Origin of the sequence: Nesterenkonia sp. (genome assembly GCF_029265375.1) — a bacterium.
GTDB lineage: Bacteria > Actinomycetota > Actinomycetes > Actinomycetales > Micrococcaceae > Nesterenkonia.
This window is the reverse complement of sequence record NZ_JAJUJJ010000011.1, coordinates 74487-89389: the sequence shown is the minus strand read 5'-3', so window position 1 is coordinate 89389 and position 14903 is coordinate 74487. Positions and strand designations below refer to the sequence as shown.

The 14903-nt window shown below is 68.1% G+C and carries 16 protein-coding genes and 1 pseudogene; 6 read left to right on the top strand and 11 right to left on the bottom strand.

Going from position 1 to position 14903, the window contains the following annotated elements; translation table 11 throughout:
* A pseudogene (locus Q1K09_RS06530) lies at positions 1–138 on the top strand (IS481 family transposase); the annotation flags it as partial.
* Here Q1K09_RS06530 and Q1K09_RS06525 read toward each other — a convergent pair.
* The 5 genes from Q1K09_RS06525 to Q1K09_RS06505 form a co-directional block, all read right to left on the bottom strand.
* Entirely contained in the window at positions 106–675 is a 570-nt protein-coding gene (locus tag Q1K09_RS06525) for an NADPH-dependent FMN reductase (RefSeq protein WP_300344110.1), read from the bottom strand. The pseudogene Q1K09_RS06530 and the gene Q1K09_RS06525 sit on opposite strands and share 33 nt — an antisense overlap.
* Positions 676–764: 89 nt before the next feature.
* Positions 765–2045, bottom strand: a complete 1281-nt coding sequence (locus tag Q1K09_RS06520; RefSeq protein WP_300344109.1) for a pirin family protein — start codon at positions 2043–2045, stop codon at positions 765–767.
* Positions 2046–2103: 58 nt separating this feature from the next.
* Positions 2104–3072: a bile acid:sodium symporter gene (locus Q1K09_RS06515; protein WP_300344108.1), complete on the bottom strand. Its 969-nt coding sequence runs from the start codon at positions 3070–3072 to the stop codon at positions 2104–2106.
* Positions 3056–3763 (bottom strand): cell envelope integrity protein TolA, encoded by a 708-nt coding sequence (locus Q1K09_RS06510; protein ID WP_300344107.1) that lies wholly within the window; start codon positions 3761–3763, stop codon positions 3056–3058. The genes Q1K09_RS06515 and Q1K09_RS06510 overlap by 17 nt, the downstream gene beginning before the upstream one ends.
* 229 nt (positions 3764–3992) lie before the next feature.
* Positions 3993–4421, bottom strand: coding sequence for an organic hydroperoxide resistance protein (locus tag Q1K09_RS06505; protein ID WP_300344106.1), 429 nt, complete (start codon positions 4419–4421; stop codon positions 3993–3995).
* 187 nt (positions 4422–4608) lie between these two features.
* Between Q1K09_RS06505 and Q1K09_RS06500 the strand changes: the two genes are divergently transcribed.
* The 4 genes from Q1K09_RS06500 (at position 4609) to Q1K09_RS06485 (ending at position 7689) form a co-directional block, all read left to right on the top strand.
* Positions 4609–5931 carry a galactokinase family protein gene (locus Q1K09_RS06500; protein ID WP_300344105.1) on the top strand — a complete coding sequence of 441 codons (1323 nt, stop codon included), beginning with the start codon at positions 4609–4611 and terminating at the stop codon, positions 5929–5931.
* Between the two features lie 4 nt (positions 5932–5935).
* Positions 5936–6613 carry a pyroglutamyl-peptidase I gene (locus tag Q1K09_RS06495; protein WP_300344104.1) on the top strand — a complete coding sequence of 226 codons (678 nt, stop codon included), beginning with the start codon at positions 5936–5938 and terminating at the stop codon, positions 6611–6613.
* A gap of 179 nt (positions 6614–6792) precedes the next feature.
* Positions 6793–6999 (top strand): hypothetical protein, encoded by a 207-nt coding sequence (locus Q1K09_RS06490; RefSeq protein WP_300344103.1) that lies wholly within the window; start codon positions 6793–6795, stop codon positions 6997–6999.
* A 387-nt stretch (positions 7000–7386) separates the two neighbouring features.
* Entirely contained in the window at positions 7387–7689 is a 303-nt protein-coding gene (locus Q1K09_RS06485) for a hypothetical protein (protein ID WP_300344101.1), read from the top strand.
* Positions 7690–7778: 89 nt separating this feature from the next.
* On the opposite strand, the gene dnaB is transcribed toward Q1K09_RS06485, so the two are convergent.
* Positions 7779–9134, bottom strand: a complete 1356-nt coding sequence (gene dnaB, locus Q1K09_RS06480; protein WP_300344118.1) for a replicative DNA helicase — start codon at positions 9132–9134, stop codon at positions 7779–7781.
* Between the two features lie 1121 nt (positions 9135–10255).
* Here dnaB and Q1K09_RS06475 point away from each other — a divergent pair.
* Complete coding sequence (locus tag Q1K09_RS06475; protein ID WP_300344100.1) at positions 10256–11380, top strand: LLM class flavin-dependent oxidoreductase; 1125 nt, start codon at positions 10256–10258, stop codon at positions 11378–11380.
* Between the two features lie 176 nt (positions 11381–11556).
* Here Q1K09_RS06475 and rplI read toward each other — a convergent pair whose 3' ends face one another.
* The 5 genes from rplI to Q1K09_RS06450 all read right to left on the bottom strand — a co-directional run bounded on the left by rplI (position 11557) and on the right by Q1K09_RS06450 (position 14902).
* Positions 11557–12009 (bottom strand): 50S ribosomal protein L9, encoded by a 453-nt coding sequence (gene rplI / locus Q1K09_RS06470; protein WP_300344099.1) that lies wholly within the window; start codon positions 12007–12009, stop codon positions 11557–11559.
* Positions 12010–12037: 28 nt separating this feature from the next.
* Positions 12038–12277 (bottom strand): 30S ribosomal protein S18, encoded by a 240-nt coding sequence (gene rpsR / locus Q1K09_RS06465; RefSeq protein ID WP_070159044.1) that lies wholly within the window; start codon positions 12275–12277, stop codon positions 12038–12040.
* A 77-nt stretch (positions 12278–12354) separates the two neighbouring features.
* Complete coding sequence (locus Q1K09_RS06460; protein ID WP_300344098.1) at positions 12355–12921, bottom strand: single-stranded DNA-binding protein; 567 nt, start codon at positions 12919–12921, stop codon at positions 12355–12357.
* Positions 12922–13019: 98 nt separating this feature from the next.
* Positions 13020–13319: a 30S ribosomal protein S6 gene (rpsF, locus tag Q1K09_RS06455; RefSeq protein ID WP_300344096.1), complete on the bottom strand. Its 300-nt coding sequence runs from the start codon at positions 13317–13319 to the stop codon at positions 13020–13022.
* A gap of 281 nt (positions 13320–13600) precedes the next feature.
* A complete protein-coding gene (locus Q1K09_RS06450; RefSeq protein WP_300344095.1) occupies positions 13601–14902 on the bottom strand; it encodes a M18 family aminopeptidase in 1302 nt (433 codons plus the stop codon).
* Position 14903 lies beyond the last annotated feature (1 nt).

Genomic DNA, 14903 nt, shown 5'->3' with positions numbered 1-14903 from the left:
GCCACGGCCTACCGCAGCGAAGCAGATCGAGAAGCCTCCTATGAGGACTTCCTGCACTACTACAATCACCACCGCACCCACACCGCCATCGACGGAGAAGTCCCCTCAGCCCGTGTTCACAACCTCACGGGGAAGTACAGCGGGGGCTGCCACGAACCGGCTGAAGGCTGCGATGTAGTCCCCCGCCCGACGCGTGGTGGCCTCGTCGGCCCCGCCGTCGTCGGTGAAGGTGTTCTCCCCCACGGTGACCGCCAGGACCGGGGATCCCATAATCCGCACCCCCAGCGGCGGGAGGAACTGGCGCAGCTGCGACTGGCCGTTGATGGTGCCGAACCGCCCCGGAGAGGCTCCGACGATGCCCAGCTTCAGGCCGGAGAGTTCGGAGCTGCCGCCGCGGGTGAGGATGTCCAGAGCGTTCTTCACCGGGGCGGGGAAGGACTGGTTGTGCTCCGGGGTGACCAGCAGCAGCCCATCAGCATCGGCGACCCGCTGTTTGAACTGGGCCATGACATCGGGGAAGTCCTCGTCCAGGTGCCGGTCGTAGAGCGGCAGGCCGGAGATGTCGATCTCCTCCAGCTCGGTGCCGGCCGGGGCCTGGTCCACGATGACCCGGGCCAGCTTCCGGTTGATGGAGTCCGGAGCGAGGCTTCCGATGATGTAGGCGATATGGGCCATGGGCAGGGGTCCTTTCTTCAGGACTGCCGGGGGTCTGCGGACGTGGCGCCTGGGCGCCTCTGCTTGGGGGCGTGCTGTGCTGGGACGCCTCAGCCGCGCGGCTTCATGCGGGTGCTGGGCAGCTCCGGCGCCGGCAGCGGTGGATGCTGACCCGGCGGGAAGTCCCCGAACTGCGGGAAGGGGCGGCCGTCGTCGTACTGGCTGCCTGCGAGAGCATCGCGCAGCTCCCCCTGAATCGGCTCTGCCAGGGCATCGGGGGCCACCGGCACCTGGAGCTGGCTTCCGTCGGGGCGGGCGGCGGCCTCGCTGCGCGGATTCTCAGGGCGGCCGGGTTGGGCAGACTGGGCGCCGGGCTGCAGCCGCTGGGCCAGCGGTGAGCCGGGTTCAGGTGCCTCAAATCCCATCTCCGCCTGGTAGGCCGCCCGGTAGGCGGCGATCTCCTCATGAGACCGGCCCACAAAGTTCCGCCACATCACAATCTGCTCGCCCAGCGGCTCACCGCCGATCAGCAGCGCCAGTGCCGGCTCCTCGCCGGCGCTGACCTGCAGCCGGTTGGAGCCGGTGTCCACCACAGCCAGGTGATCGGCAGGCAGCTGGCACCCGTTGAGAGTGATCTCCCCGGCCACGCGCAGCAGACCGTGCTCGTGGTCTGCAGGCACCTCGATCTCCAGGGCGGTTCCCGGTTCCAGGCGGATCTCCGCGCCGGTCAGCGGCAAGTAGGTCTTCACCGGGGAGCGGTGTCCCAGCAGTTCGCCGAGGAAGACCTTGGCCTCCCAGCCGTCTCCGCGGACCGGTTCCGGCCGGTGGGCCTCCAGGCTGGGTTCTGTGAAGCGGTGCTTGTCAGGGAAGGCGTACCAGAGCTGGGCGCCGTGGAGGATCTTGGTGTCGGCGGTGGAGTATTCGGAGTGGCTGATGCCGCGCCCGGCGTTCATCAGTGCGGCCTCCCCGGGCCTGACGGTGGCCCAGTTGCCTGCGGAGTCGAGGTGGTCAATCCGGCCGGAGAACAGCCAGGAGCAGGTGGCCAGCCCGGTGTGCGGGTGGCGGGGCACTCGCATGGGAGTGGCTTCGGTGAGGTCATCGGGTCCGTAGAAGTCCAGGAAGCACCATGCCCCCACCAGGGAGCGGGTGCGCTGCGGCAGCGTCCGGCGCACGGACATGGCCCGCGGTCCGCCCAGGGGGACGTCGCGGGGCTGAAGCAGCTGCACACCGCTGGGGGTCTCAGTGATGCCGGGGCTGAGCCGCCCCTCCGGAGGAGTCCCGGCCGCGGTCGCGGAGCCGGAGACGGCGTCGTCGGCCTGGCCGTGGGAGTCGTAGGTATAGGGACCGTTGATGCAGACCTGCTCGCGGGGCTGGGTCTCAGTGTTGCTCATGGCACGCTCCTCTCCCGCCTAGTGTTCCAAATGTGAACAGATGCTGCTCTGTGTGTCATCATGCCGCTGGAGGCTGGGTGCCGGCTTGCCTGTGGCGGACCAGCTGGGCCACCACCGCGAGCACCGGCAGCTCCACCAGAGCTCCGAGCACCAGCGCGACGGCGGTCAGCGGCCGGTCGGGGAAGGCGGCGACGGCGACGCCCAGCGCCAGCGGCGAGTTCCTGGCGGTGGTGACCATGGTCAGCGTCACCCGCTGGGCGCCGGGAAGCCGCAGCAGCCAGGCGGCGGCGGTGGCGACGGCGGGCAGGATGAGGAAGAACAGCCCCAGTGCGGGCAGCAGCAGCAGAACCTGCTCAGCGTGTTCGGCCACGGCCGGTGCTTGCCAGGCGAACATGGCGCAGACCGCCAGGCACAGCAGCGGCACCACGGAGCTGGATGCCCAGCGCTGCACCTGCTGGTGCACCGAGGTGCGGCTGCGCCGCGTGGCCAGGCGGAGCAGCAGCGCGGCGGTCAGGGGCAGAAGCAGCATCAGCACCACGGCCTGGATCACGGCGGCCGGGTCCACCATGGTCGCCTCCCCGCCCAGCAGCAGGACGTAGAGCGGCAGCAGAACCAGCTGCAGCACCAGGTTGAGCGGCAGCAGGGCGGCGGCCAAAGCTGTGTTGCCCCGTGCGATGGAGGTGAACACCAGGTACCAGTCGGTGCAGGGGGTCACCAGCAGAAGCAGCAGGCCGATCCGCAGGTCCGGCTGACCGCCGAGGAGCCCGGCCCCCAGTGCCCAGGCCAGGGCGGGAGTGAACACATAGTTCAGCAGCAGACTGGCGGTCAGCAGGCTCTTCGCCCGGCGGATCTCGCTGACCCGGGAGATATCCATCTGCCAGAAGACGGCGGTGAGCATCACCAGCAGTGCGGGGATCACCAGGTATTGGCCCGCGCTTCCCCAGCCGGTGGTCAGGCCGATGCCCAGCCCTGCCGCAGCGGCCGCGGCCACCAGCAGGCTCTGCAGGCGGTCAGTCCAGCTCGTCATCAGCCTCTCGCGGGTTCCCGGCGCGAAGCAGCGGGGCTACCAGCTGCGCGACGGAGATTCCTCGGCGTTGAGCTTCTGCCACCAGGGCCGCGGCGGTCTCAGGATCTATGGCTGAGGCGGCGCTGGGCGGGTCAGCTTCCGGACGGGCTGCCGGCGCTGCGGAGGTGCGCCGGCGGAGCAGGGAGGCCAGAGGTGTGATCACCCCGGTGAGCACCGCCAGAATCAGCACGATCCCGTAGAACCGCAGGAAGCCCTCATTGTCCCAGCTTGAGTTCCAGAACTGTCCCACCGTGAGCACGGTGGCCAGGCTGATGAGCACCAGCGCGGCAATCAGGAAGGCGCGGATGAAAGCGTCACGATAGGTAGTCAAGGCCAGCAGCAGGCTGAGGAAGCAGAAGGCGACGGTGAGGGTGATGCCGGTCAGCAGGATCTGCACGGGATCCCACTCCCACGTGCCCTCTGACCAGATCAGGATCACCGTCCAGATCAGGCTGGCCAGCGCGACTGCGGTGCCGAGGAACCCGACCGCCCTCTCCGGCCGGGAGAACACGGCAGCGCAGCAGAGCATTGCCAAGCTGTAGAGGCCGACCACCACAGTGGTCAGCAGCACCTGGGCGCCGGTTTCGTTGAATTCGATGCCTAACAGCACCAGGATGCCGGCAGCCGCGGCCAGGCAGAAGGAACTGATCATGCACCAGAGGAAGATCCTACGAGCTAACTGCCCTGGGTTTGCGGCTGCGGCCATGGCCGTCCCCTTTGCTCAGGTCTGGTCCCGCTGGGGTGAGCGATCCGTATGCACTGCGCTAGATACTACTGGACCCGCTCCGCAGAGTGACTCCGGCACCGCCCACGCCGATGCTGGACAGCACAAGGGCCCTGCGAACATCAGCTCGCAGGGCCCCGTGCAGCGTGGGTGGGAGTCAGTCCTCGACGACGGTCACCTCAACGTCGATGTTGCCGCGGGTGGCCTTGGAGTAGGGGCAGAAGTCATGCGCCTTCTTGGCCAGATCCTCCGCCTCTGAGCGCTCCAGGTTCGGCAGCACCACCTCGATAGTGGCGGTCAGCCCGAAGCCGCCGTCGTCGTCCTTGCCGATCCCGACCTTCACCCCCACCGAGGAGTCAGTCACATCAGCACCGGCCTCGCCGGCAACCTTGCGCAGCGCGCCGTGGAAGCACGCGGCGTATCCGGCGGCGAAGAGCTGCTCAGGATTGGCGCCGTCGCCGGAGCCGCCCATGACCTGCGGAGCAGCCAGCTCAAAGTCGACCACGCCGTCGGCGGTCTTGGTGCGGCCGTTGCGGCCGTCTCCGGTGGCCAGTGCCTCAGCGGTGTAGAGAACCTCAACTGCCATCGTGTGCTCCTTCTCAGTTCGTGGTTCGTTCCGTCCGATCGGCGACGACGCCTCCGGCGCCGTCGTTCCCTTCTAGACCATCACAGTCTGGTGTCTGTGGCTAGGGTCCAGCAGGGAATACGAGCACAGTTGGCTCTACGTTCACCCGGTGTGGATCAGCGGCGCGGCAGTGGCAGAATGTGGGCTTATGCGTGAGAACTCCGCCCGGTGGCTGAAGGCCGGCGACCCCGACGCCGTCTCCTCCTCCGTGGCCACTCGTTTTGCCCAGGTGTTCGACCGCGAGGCCGCAGGAGTGTGGTTTGCCCCGGGACGCGCCAACCTCAACGGTGAGCACATCGACTTCCACGGGGGCCGCTGCCTGCCCATGGCGGTGCGCCACGGAACCTACGCCGCCGCGGCACCACGGGAGGACGGGCTGCTGCGGCTGCGCACCCTGGAGCCGAACCTGGACACCGGAGTGGTGGAGCTGGACGCAGACGGCGCCTCCGCCGAGGAGCCCGCCCCGGAGTGGACCCGCTACGTCTCCGGGGTCCGGTGGGCCATGCAGCAGATCTCCGACCCGTCCCAGCTGCAGCTGCCCTCCGGATTCGGAGCCGATGTGCTGATCCGCTCCACCCTTCCCATCGGGGCCGGCCTCTCCTCCTCCGCGTCGCTCGAGTGCGCAGCCGCCCTGGCGTTCACCGCGCTGGGCACCGAGGTTGGGCGGGAGTACCCCGACGGCGACCTCACCGTGGGGCTCAGCGACGAGCTGCGGGCGGTGCTGGCGCAGGCCTGCATGCGCGCCGAGGTGGAGGCAGTAGGCGCCGGCACCGGCGGACTCGACCAGACAGCGAGCCTGCGGGCAGCCGAGGGCAAGCTGGTCTCCCTGGACTGCCGGGACTTCTCCGTGGTGCGCACCGACATCTCCTTCCTACTGCGGGACTACCGGTTTCTGGCCGTGGACACCGGCCAGCCCCACGCTCTGGCCGAGAGTGAGTTCGGTGCGCGGCGGGAAGAGTCGGAGGCCGCCGCGGCGGCGCTGGGTGTCCAGCAGCTGCGCGACGCCCTGCCGGAGAAGCCGCGCAAGGCCGACGTCGAACGGGCGCTGGCCCGGTTTGACGAGGCGGTCGGCGCAGCGGACCTGGGCCAGAAGGACCCCCAGGCCTGCCGACGTCGGCTGAAGCACGCCCTGGGCGAGATGATGCGCTCAGAGAAGATCCACGCTCTGCTCAATGGTGATGCTCACGGGGTGGATCACACTGTGGAGATGATCGGCGAGGTGATGACCTCCGGGCACCTGTCCATGCGTGAGGACGCCGAGGTCAGCTTCCCGCTGGCCGACCAGGTGGTGGACGCGGTGCTGGGTGCGGGCGCCTTGGGAGCCCGGCTGATCGGCGGCGGCTTCGGCGGGAGCGTGCTGGTGCTTTGCCCCAAGGACGCCACCGAGCAGGTCACCGCTGCGGCCGCCCGGCTCTCCGGAGGCATCCGATTCCTCAGCGTGCAGCCCTCAGCCGCGGCCCGGGTGGTGTGAGCCCGTGGCACCGCTGCCTGCCGAACGGACCATACTGATCTCCGCCTTCGAGCCCTTCGGCGCCCTCGACTACAACCCCTCGGCCGATCTGGCAGCGCTGCTGGCGCACCGGGCCGCGCACCAGCAGCTGCTCTGCCAGCGCGAGCACGGCCCGCTGCAGCTGCGCACAGTGACCCTGCCGGTGGAGTTCGGCCGCGCCGGGGAGCTTCTGACCTCCGCGGTGGCAGAGGCCCAGCCGGCCGCCGTCGTCGCCCTGGGACTGGCCGCCGGCACCGACGCCGTCCGCCTGGAGCGGATCGGAGTGAACCTGCGGGATGCGCGGATTCCGGACAACGCGGGAGCCCAGCCGGTGGATCAGCCCATCGCGGAGGACGGACCGGCGGCCTGGTTCAGCACACTGCGCCTGAAAGCCGCTCACCGACGCATCGCTGCAGCCGAGATTCCGGTCCGGCTCTCCCTGAGCGCAGGCACCTACCTGTGCAATGAGGTGCTCTACACTCTGCTGCACCACCTGCAGCGGAACGGCCCCGCCGTCCCGGCCGGATTTGTGCACGTGCCTGACCTGCGCAGCCCTGAGGCACCGGTGAGTCTGGATCAGGCAGCCGCTGCCGTGGATCTGCTGCTGACCGAGTCGCTGAAGCCGCTGCCGGACGAATCCATCCCGGCGGGCAGTCTGCACTGAACGGCGGCCTCGGCTCTGACCTGAGACGATGCCGCACTCTCGGCTGTGGGCATGCGTCCAGCCGGCCCGCCGTACCCCGGGAGAAGATTTACCTGCCGCTAAGGTCTCTCCCAGAGTAGGTGCTTACGGTCGGAGGCGACAGAAGCCTAGCCATCCCTCCTGCGAGCAGCGAGGTGACCATGACGTCACAAGAGTCAGACCACACCCACGGTGGGTTTGATCTGCGCGCCGCACGCCGTGAGCACGACGACGGCGAGCAGCGTTCAGCACACCACCACGACGATCTTCCCTTCTCCGCATCCAACCGCGCAGTCGGCATCACGCTGGCCATCGGCATCGGCCTGATGGTGCTGGTGCTGATGCTGCCGTACCTCGGCTCCCGCTGAATGCGGCCCACCCCGGGCGGCTCACTGTCCACATTCTGACGTCGCATCGGCACTGTGTGCTGAGTGCGCTGAGCCGCTCATCCCGGTCGGGCGCTGCCGGCGCCGCCGGACCAAGCGGCGATGAGTGTCCGGGCCGGCGGATATGCTGGCAGTGTCATGTCCAGACAGTCCGCCAGGCGTTCGCCGGGCCGCAGCAGATCCGCACCCCGCCGCACCGCCGCGGGGTCGCGTGCCCGCGCGTCTGCAAGCCGGTCGAAAGCCTCGGGCGGCCGCACGAACGCGCAGAAGCGCCGAGCAGGTGCAGCCTCGCGTGGGCACGTCTCCTCTGCGGCCTCCTCCCCCGCACGCTCCCGGGGCCGGGCCGCGGTCCGGTATTCGGTGAATGCGATGCGGCTGCTGTGGGCAGTGGTGGCTGGTCTGGTGATCGCCGCCCTGCTGTTCGAGCCGACCATGGTGTGGACCCTGGGCGTGGGGGTCTATCTGGTGGCGGCCGGGGAGTTCTCCGGCCTGTGGATGATCGTCACCGGCTACGGATTGGCCTGCCTCCCCTCCGCCTTCGGTCTGCTCATCGCCACCGGCCGGTTCTGGCTCAGCCTGACTCACTCCCTGTGGATCGGCATCCTCTACGGGCTCGCCGGCTTCCTGCTGCTGGACCAGATCCTCGGTGTGCTGGCCCCATACGGCTGGTGAGCCCGCGCTAACTGTGATGTTCAGGGAGGAAGAAGCGCCGGTGCCTGGTCGGCCAGGCTGCGGCGACTCCTGCATTCCATGCGTCAGCCTCAGAAGTCCTGCGCCATGTCCCGGAACCGCTGGTAGTGACCCTGGAATGCGACCACCACATCACGGGTGGGGCCGTTGCGGTTCTTGGCCACGATGATGTCGGCCTCTCCGGCGCGCTCAGTCTCCTTGTCGTAGACCTCAGGCCGGTGCAGCAGGATCACCATATCGGCGTCCTGCTCAATCGATCCGGATTCTCGCAGGTCCGAGACCTGCGGCTTCTTATCCGGGCGCTGCTCAGAGCCGCGGTTGAGCTGGGAGAGCGCGATGATCGGCACATCCAGCTCCTTGGCCAGCAGCTTCAGGGTGCGCGAGAACTCGGCGACCTCCTGCTGGCGGGACTCCACCCGCTTGCCGGAGGCAAGCAGCTGCAGGTAGTCCACCACCACCAGCTTCAGATTGTTCCGCTGCTTCAGCCGGCGGCATTTGGCGCGGATCTCCATCAGCGAGAGGTTCGGGGAGTCGTCGATGAACAGCGGCACCTGGTCCAGCTTGTCCACCGCCTGGGAGATCCTCTCCCAGTCGCTGTCCTCGAGCCGGCCCTTGCGCAGATCCCCGAAGAGCACCCCCGACTCCGCGGAGAGCAGTCGGGTGGCGATCTCCATCTTGCCCATCTCCAGGGAGAAGAAGGCGGTGGTCATCCCGTTGGCCACCGCTGCCGAGCGGGAGAAGTCCAGCGCCAGCACGGACTTGCCCATCGCCGGACGGGCGGCGATGACGATCAGCTGGCCCCCGTGGAAGCCGTGGGTCAGCTCGTCCAGCTCCCGGAAGCCGGTGGGAATCCCGGTGAGACTGCCGTCATGGGCCGCGTTGGTCTCAATCTCGTCGATCGTCGGCGCCAGCACCTCCGAAAGCGGGGTGTAGTCCTCCGACTGGCGGTTCTCCGCTACGTTGTAGATCTCCGCCTGCGCCTCATTGACGATCGCGTCCACCTCGCCGTCGGAGGTGTGGCCCAGCTGCACAATCTTGGTGCCGGCCTCCACCAGACGGCGGAGGATCGCGCGTTCGCGCACGATTTCTGCATAGAAGGCGGCATTGGCGGCGGTGGGCACCGACTGTGCGAGGTTGTGCAGATAGGCAGGTCCACCGATGCGCTGCAGCTGCTGCTTCTTGGTCAGATGGTCGGAGATGGTGACCACATCGGCCGGTTCGCCGCGGCCGTAGAGGTCCACGATGGCGTCGAAGATCATCTCGTGGGCCGGACGGTAGAAGTCGCGGCCGCGCAGGATCTCCACCACATCGGCGATGGCGTCCTTGGAGAGCATCATTCCACCGAGCACCGACTGCTCGGCCACCATGTCCTGGGGCGGAGTGCGCGACTCGGCCCCAGCACCGGTGCTCGGATCGTAGGTGTCCACACTCACGTAGACGGTCGTCCTTTCGTACAGCAGACCAGCAGGCTTACCGGCGCCGAGGTGCTCACCGCCGGCCACTGCGCAGGCGTCCGGGGCACAGGGAGATTCGGCGACGGCGGGATCGCAGCGTCTGCACTACTCTACTGCCCGCAGGTGAGAGTGGATCCCGGTCGGACACCGGCACGCAGATGCCGACGTCGGCATGAAACATGCGGTATCTCCACAGAGATCCGCGCAGAACCGCCGCTGAACGGGCCGGATCGCCGAGCCGAGGCTGGATCAGCGCGTCAGGCCGGTAGGGCCCGATCCGTTCTGATCCCCTTCCCTGTGCCTCGGTCTCGGCGATCCGATTCGAGCCGCCGCGGCGTACAGCGGCCCGCCATTCGCGTCCCCAGGAGAATCCAGGGACACCGCGAACAGGCACCCTGGCTTCTCAGTCCGGCCACTGGGACAGCGGACGGTGGTCTGATGCGGATGCACGCCGGCAGTGCTGCCCGCCAATACCCGCATCATGGTGCGACCCCGCCTAAGGCGGACCCGCGCACCGTCTGAGAGCTGCCGGACCACCGTGGGGCGGATACCGAAAACTCCCATCGGTGCTGAGGGACGTTCACACTGTATGGCCCATTGAGCGCCTGGGCAATAGCTCGCAGACCGGGGCCTGTGGATAAAATGTGGACTGCGCGGCGTGTCGTGTGCACAACCTGGGGGAACTGCTGTGGATTCTTTTCCACATCCTGTCTGGGTATCGCGTTGACCTGGGGTTATGTAGCGACACGCCTGTGAGTTCAAATTTTTTTCTTCACCTTCCCGGTCGCTGGGAGGCGCTTGCCGTTCACCCGCAGTTGGGTGTATAGACACATTCCAGCGCCCGATTTCCACAGGTACTCCACAGCCAGTGAGCAGGCACAGGCGCGGCGTTCGGCCAAAAGTCCTGGTCAGCACTGCACCCCCGGCACCCGCCCAGAGCCGGCGCAGCCGAGAGGTCTGTGCGCCCTCTGCAGCCAGTGCCTCCCGGCGGTCCTGCAGGCTGCAGCGTCAGGCCCTGCGGATGCATATATTTCAAATTTGAAGTATTATGGAGTCGTTCTCACCCTCCCCATCTCCTGCACCGAGGAGCAGCTATGCAGTTCGGCATCTTTTCCATCGGCGATGTCACCGAAGATCCCACCACGGGACGCCGCCCCACCGAGCATGAGCGCATCAAAGCCACCGTGGCCATCGCTAAAAAGGCCGAGGAGGTGGGCCTGGACGTCTTCGCCATCGGTCAGCACCACAATCCGCCGTTCGTGGCCCCGGCGAACCCACCGATCCTCATGGCGCATGTGGCCGCCCAGACCGAGCGCATTCTGCTCTCGACCGCCACCACCCTGATCACCACCACCGACCCAGTGCGCATCGCTGAGGACTACGCCTACGTGCAGCACCTGGCGGATGGGCGGATCGATCTGACCCTGGGTCGGGGCAACACCGGGCCGGTCTACCCGTGGTTCGGCAAGGACATACGCGCGGGCATCCCGCTGGCGGTGGAGAACTACGCGCTGCTGCACCGGCTGTGGCGCGAGGAGAACGTGGACTGGCAGGGCCGCTACCGCACCCCCCTGCAGGACTTCACCGCCACCCCGCGGCCGCTGGACTCGGTGCCTCCCTTTGTGTGGCACGGCTCCATCCGCTCCCCGGAGATCGCTGAACAGGCTGCCTACTACGGGGACGGCTTCTTCCACAACAACATCTTCTGGAACAAGGAGCACACCGGCCGGATGGTGCAGCTCTACCGCGAGCGCTTCGAGCACTACGGCCACGGCAGCGCCGAGCAGGCGATCGTCGGCCTGGGCGGACAGGTGTTCATGCGGGAGAAGTCCCAGGACGCGGTCCGGGAGTTCCGCCCCTACTTCGACAATGCGCCGGTCTACGGCGGGGGCCCCTCACTGGAGGACTTCACTGAGATGACCCCGCTGACGGTGGGCACCCCGGACCAGGTCATCGAGAAGACCCTGAGCTTCGCCGAGTACGCCGGACACTACCAGCGTCAGCTGTTCCTCATCGATCATGCCGGCCTGCCCCTGGAGACTGTTCTGGAGCAGATCGAGATGCTGGGTGAGCAGGTCGTGCCGGTGCTGCGCAGAGAGGTGGCCGCCCGGCAGCCGGAGGGCACTCCGGAGCCGCCGACCCACGAGTCGCTCAAGCGCCGGCGGGCGGAGGGGCGTGACCCCGTCCCCGGCGGAGTCCAGGCGGAGACCGGCAGCTGAGCCTCCGCCCGCAGCCCGCGGCGCGCTGGGGCTGACCACCCACACCCGCGACACCCCTCGACTGGCGTGACCTGCCCTGCTGCAGGTTCAGACAGCTCCGCCTCCTACGACGAAGGCCCCCGTCCCGGTCCTTGCGGACTGGGGCGGGGGCCCTCGTGATGGTGCAGCGGCGGCTGTCAGCCGGCGGAGACCACCTGCAGGTCGATGCTGGCGGTCACATCAGCGTGCAGCTTCACCGTGGCGGTGTAGTTACCCACTGACTTGATGCGCTCGGGGATCTCCACCGAGCGCTTGTCGATGCTTCCCAGGCCGGCGGCCTCCACGGCCTCGGCCACCTGGGCCGGCCCGACGGTGCCGAACAGGCGGCCGGACTCGCCGGTCTTCACACCGACGGTCACAGGCTGTGCCTGCAGCTTCTCAGCGATCTGCTGGGCCTCTTCGACCGTGGCGATCTCGCGGGCCCGGCGGGCGGCGCGGATGCGCTCCACATCCTTCTCGCCTCCCTTGGTCCAGAGCATCGCGAAGCCGTTGGGCAGCAGGTAGTTGCGTGCGTAGCCGTCCTTGACGTCAACGACGTCGCCGGCGGTGCCGAGGCCGGTCACTTCCTGAGTCAGGATGAGCTTTGCCATAGGTATGTCCGTTCCTTCCTCAGTCGTTTCAGCCGCGGCCTGCGCCGGAGTAGGGCAGCAGAGCCATTTCGCGCGCGTTCTTGATCGCCTGGGCGATCTTGCGCTGCTCCTGGACGGAGACGCCGGTGACGCGGCGAGCGCGGATCTTGCCTCGGTCGGAGATGAACTTCCGCAGCAGGGCGGTGTCCTTGTAGTCGATTACCTTGATGTCAGCAGCCTTCAGCGGGTTCGCCTTAGGCTTCGGCTTCTTCAGTTCAGCCTTTGCCATCGTGGTGCTCCTTACTGTGGTGGAGCCCGCAGCCCTCGCCGGGCGCGGGATGGTGGATCAATTCAGGGTGAGCCGCTTTAGAACGGCGGCTCGTCGTTGTTGGGGGTGTCCCATCCGCCGCCGGAGGAGGGCTGGCCTCCCCAGGGGTCGGACTGCCCGCCGCCGGCCTGCTGGCCGCCGCCCCATCCGCCGGGCTGGCCGCCGCCGAAGGAGTCGCCTCCGGAGCCGAAGCCGCCCTGGGGGGAGCCTCCGCCGAATCCGCCGCCGGATGCTCCGCCGCCGGTGGTCTTCTGCACCTGGGCGGTGGCCTTGCGCAGCGAGGGTCCGATCTCGTCGACGTCGAGCTCCCACGCCGTGCGGCGCTCACCCTCACGGGTTTCGAAGCTGCGAGCCTTCAGCCGGCCCTGGGCGATGACGCGCATCCCCTTGCGCAGCGATTCGGAGGCGTTCTCCGCCGCCTCACGCCACAGCGAGCACCGCATGAACAGCGTCTCGCCGTCCTTCCACTCATTGGCTGAGCGGTCGAAATAGCGGGGGGTGGACGCGATGGTGAAGTTCGAGACCGGCGCTCCCGAGGGCGTGTACCTCAGTTCGGGATCGGCGGTCAGGTACCCGACCACGGTCATGATGGTGTCATCTGCCATGCTGCGCTCCTTGGGCTTGTGTACCTAATGGGGGTGGTGCAGTTCTCAGGGTCGCGGCCCGGGAACCGGTGCCCATGCCGAGGCATGTGCGCCGATGCTCAGGCGACCTTGAACTCCTCGGGACGGATGATCTTGGTGCGCATGATGGTTTCGTTCAGGCGCAGCAGACGGTCCAGCTCCTTGGCGGATTCGGGAGTGGAGTGGAAGTTCACGACGGCGTAGATCGCCTCGTTCTTCTTCTGGATCTCGTAGGCCAGCTGCCGACGTCCCCAAACGTCGATCTCGTCCACCGAGCCGCCGTCCTTCTTGACCAGCTCCATGTACTTGCCCAGAGTCGGCTCCACGGTGCGTTCGTCCACCTCGGGGTCGACGAGCACCATCAGTTCATAGTGACGCATTGTGAACCCACCTCCTTCGGTCTTGCGGTCACGGTATTTCCGTAACAGGAGGTTCTTCTGCGTAGTGTCTGCATCTGGGCACACGGCACCAGGGCAGACAACCTGGTCAATCCTACCGGCAGATCACCGCGAAGACGAACCCGCAGGTCGACAGCGGGCTGCAGCGGCCATCAGCTGCTCTTCCCCTGGCCGGCATGGGCTGCCCTCCCCGGCAGCCGCCGTCGCGACCGACCTCGGCTGCGGCGGCACCGGCCGGGGCAGGCCCGGACGCCGCCCAGCCCTCAGACGGTCAGTTCGGCGCTGAAGAAGGCGGCGGCGGCCGAGCGGAGGTGGGCGACGTCGTCGACTCCGCACATCTCGCGTGCCGAGTGCATGCTCAGCAGCGGGATCCCGACGTCGACGGTGCGGATGCCCAGCCGGGTGGAGGTGATGGGGCCGATGGTGGAGCCGCAGGGGATGTCATTGTTGGAGACGAACTCCTGGCTCGGGATCCCGGCGGCCCGGCACACCTGGGCCCACATGGCTGCACCGGGCGCGTCGGTGGTGTAGCGCTGGTTAGCGTTGATCTTCAGCAGCGGCCCGGCGTTGGGCAGCGGCCGGTTCGCCGGGTCATGGCGTTCGGAGTAGTTCGGGTGCACCGCGTGGCCGGCGTCGGAGGAGAGGTGCCAGGAGCCGGCCAATGCCTGGGCGCGCTGGGCGGCGGTGGCTCCCAGGGCCTCGTAGATGCGTCCGAGCGCCTCTTCCAGGAATGGTCCTGCCGCCCCGGAGCGCGAAGCTGAGCCGAGCTCCTCATGGTCGAACGCCGCCAGCATGGGGATCATCCCGCCGGTGCCGTTCTCAGCGGCATCCAGCAGTCCCTGCAGGCCGGCGTAGACGCTGGAGAGGTTGTCCAGCCGCCCGGAGGCGAAGAACTCGTGCTGCGCTCCGAACCGGGCCGGGGTCTGGGAGTCGGCGACCACAACGTCATAGCCGTCCACCTCGGATGCCTCCACTCCGGCGGCAGCGGCGATGACGGCCAGCACATCGGCTTCGGCGGCCGCCTCGGAGCTGCCGGCCAGGCCGAGCACCGGGGTGGTGTGCTGCTGCTTGCCCAGCTTCAGCCCCTCATTGACCTGGCGGTCCAGGTGGATGGCCAGCTGGGGGATCCGCGCCACCGGTCCGGTGGCGGCCAGGTGGGTGGCGCCGTCGCGGGTGACCAGCCGTCCGGCCAGCCGCAGCTCCCGGTCCAGCCAGGAGTTCAGCAGCGGTCCGCCGTAGACCTCCGTCCCGGCCTGGACCCACCCGTGGCTGATCACGGTGGATTTGGGCTTGAGCTTGAATCCGGGGGAATCGGTGTGGGCCCCCAGGATGCGCAGCGGTGTGGTGGCAGCTGCGTCGTCGGGGAGGATCCACGCCAGCACTGCGCCGTCGCGGACCACCACGTACCGGCCCGGCTGCGCCGGCCAGTCCTGCTGCTCGGACAGCCGGGTGAAGCCGGCGGCGCTCAGCCGCTGGGCGGTCACCTCTGCGGCGTGGTACGACGACGGCGACTCGGTTACGAACCGGCCGAGATCCTCAATCAGCTCATCAGCGCTCAGACTCATG

What these genes read in the sequence shown, in the direction of transcription:
- Q1K09_RS06525 (WP_300344110.1), bottom strand. Translation starts at nt 675, where the DNA reads ATGGCCCATATCGCCTACATCATCGGAAGCCTCGCTCCGGACTCCATC.
- Q1K09_RS06520 (WP_300344109.1), bottom strand. Translation starts at nt 2,045, where the DNA reads ATGAGCAACACTGAGACCCAGCCCCGCGAGCAGGTCTGCATCAACGGT.
- Q1K09_RS06515 (WP_300344108.1), bottom strand. Translation starts at nt 3,072, where the DNA reads ATGACGAGCTGGACTGACCGCCTGCAGAGCCTGCTGGTGGCCGCGGCC.
- Q1K09_RS06510 (WP_300344107.1), bottom strand. Translation starts at nt 3,763, where the DNA reads ATGATCAGTTCCTTCTGCCTGGCCGCGGCTGCCGGCATCCTGGTGCTG.
- Q1K09_RS06505 (WP_300344106.1), bottom strand. Translation starts at nt 4,421, where the DNA reads ATGGCAGTTGAGGTTCTCTACACCGCTGAGGCACTGGCCACCGGAGAC.
- Q1K09_RS06500 (WP_300344105.1), top strand. Translation starts at nt 4,609, where the DNA reads ATGCGTGAGAACTCCGCCCGGTGGCTGAAGGCCGGCGACCCCGACGCC.
- Q1K09_RS06490 (WP_300344103.1), top strand. Translation starts at nt 6,793, where the DNA reads ATGACGTCACAAGAGTCAGACCACACCCACGGTGGGTTTGATCTGCGC.
- Q1K09_RS06485 (WP_300344101.1), top strand. Translation starts at nt 7,387, where the DNA reads ATGCGGCTGCTGTGGGCAGTGGTGGCTGGTCTGGTGATCGCCGCCCTG.
- Q1K09_RS06475 (WP_300344100.1), top strand. Translation starts at nt 10,256, where the DNA reads ATGCAGTTCGGCATCTTTTCCATCGGCGATGTCACCGAAGATCCCACC.
- rplI (WP_300344099.1), bottom strand. Translation starts at nt 12,009, where the DNA reads ATGGCAAAGCTCATCCTGACTCAGGAAGTGACCGGCCTCGGCACCGCC.
- rpsR (WP_070159044.1), bottom strand. Translation starts at nt 12,277, where the DNA reads ATGGCAAAGGCTGAACTGAAGAAGCCGAAGCCTAAGGCGAACCCGCTG.
- Q1K09_RS06460 (WP_300344098.1), bottom strand. Translation starts at nt 12,921, where the DNA reads ATGGCAGATGACACCATCATGACCGTGGTCGGGTACCTGACCGCCGAT.
- rpsF (WP_300344096.1), bottom strand. Translation starts at nt 13,319, where the DNA reads ATGCGTCACTATGAACTGATGGTGCTCGTCGACCCCGAGGTGGACGAA.
- Q1K09_RS06450 (WP_300344095.1), bottom strand. Translation starts at nt 14,902, where the DNA reads ATGAGTCTGAGCGCTGATGAGCTGATTGAGGATCTCGGCCGGTTCGTA.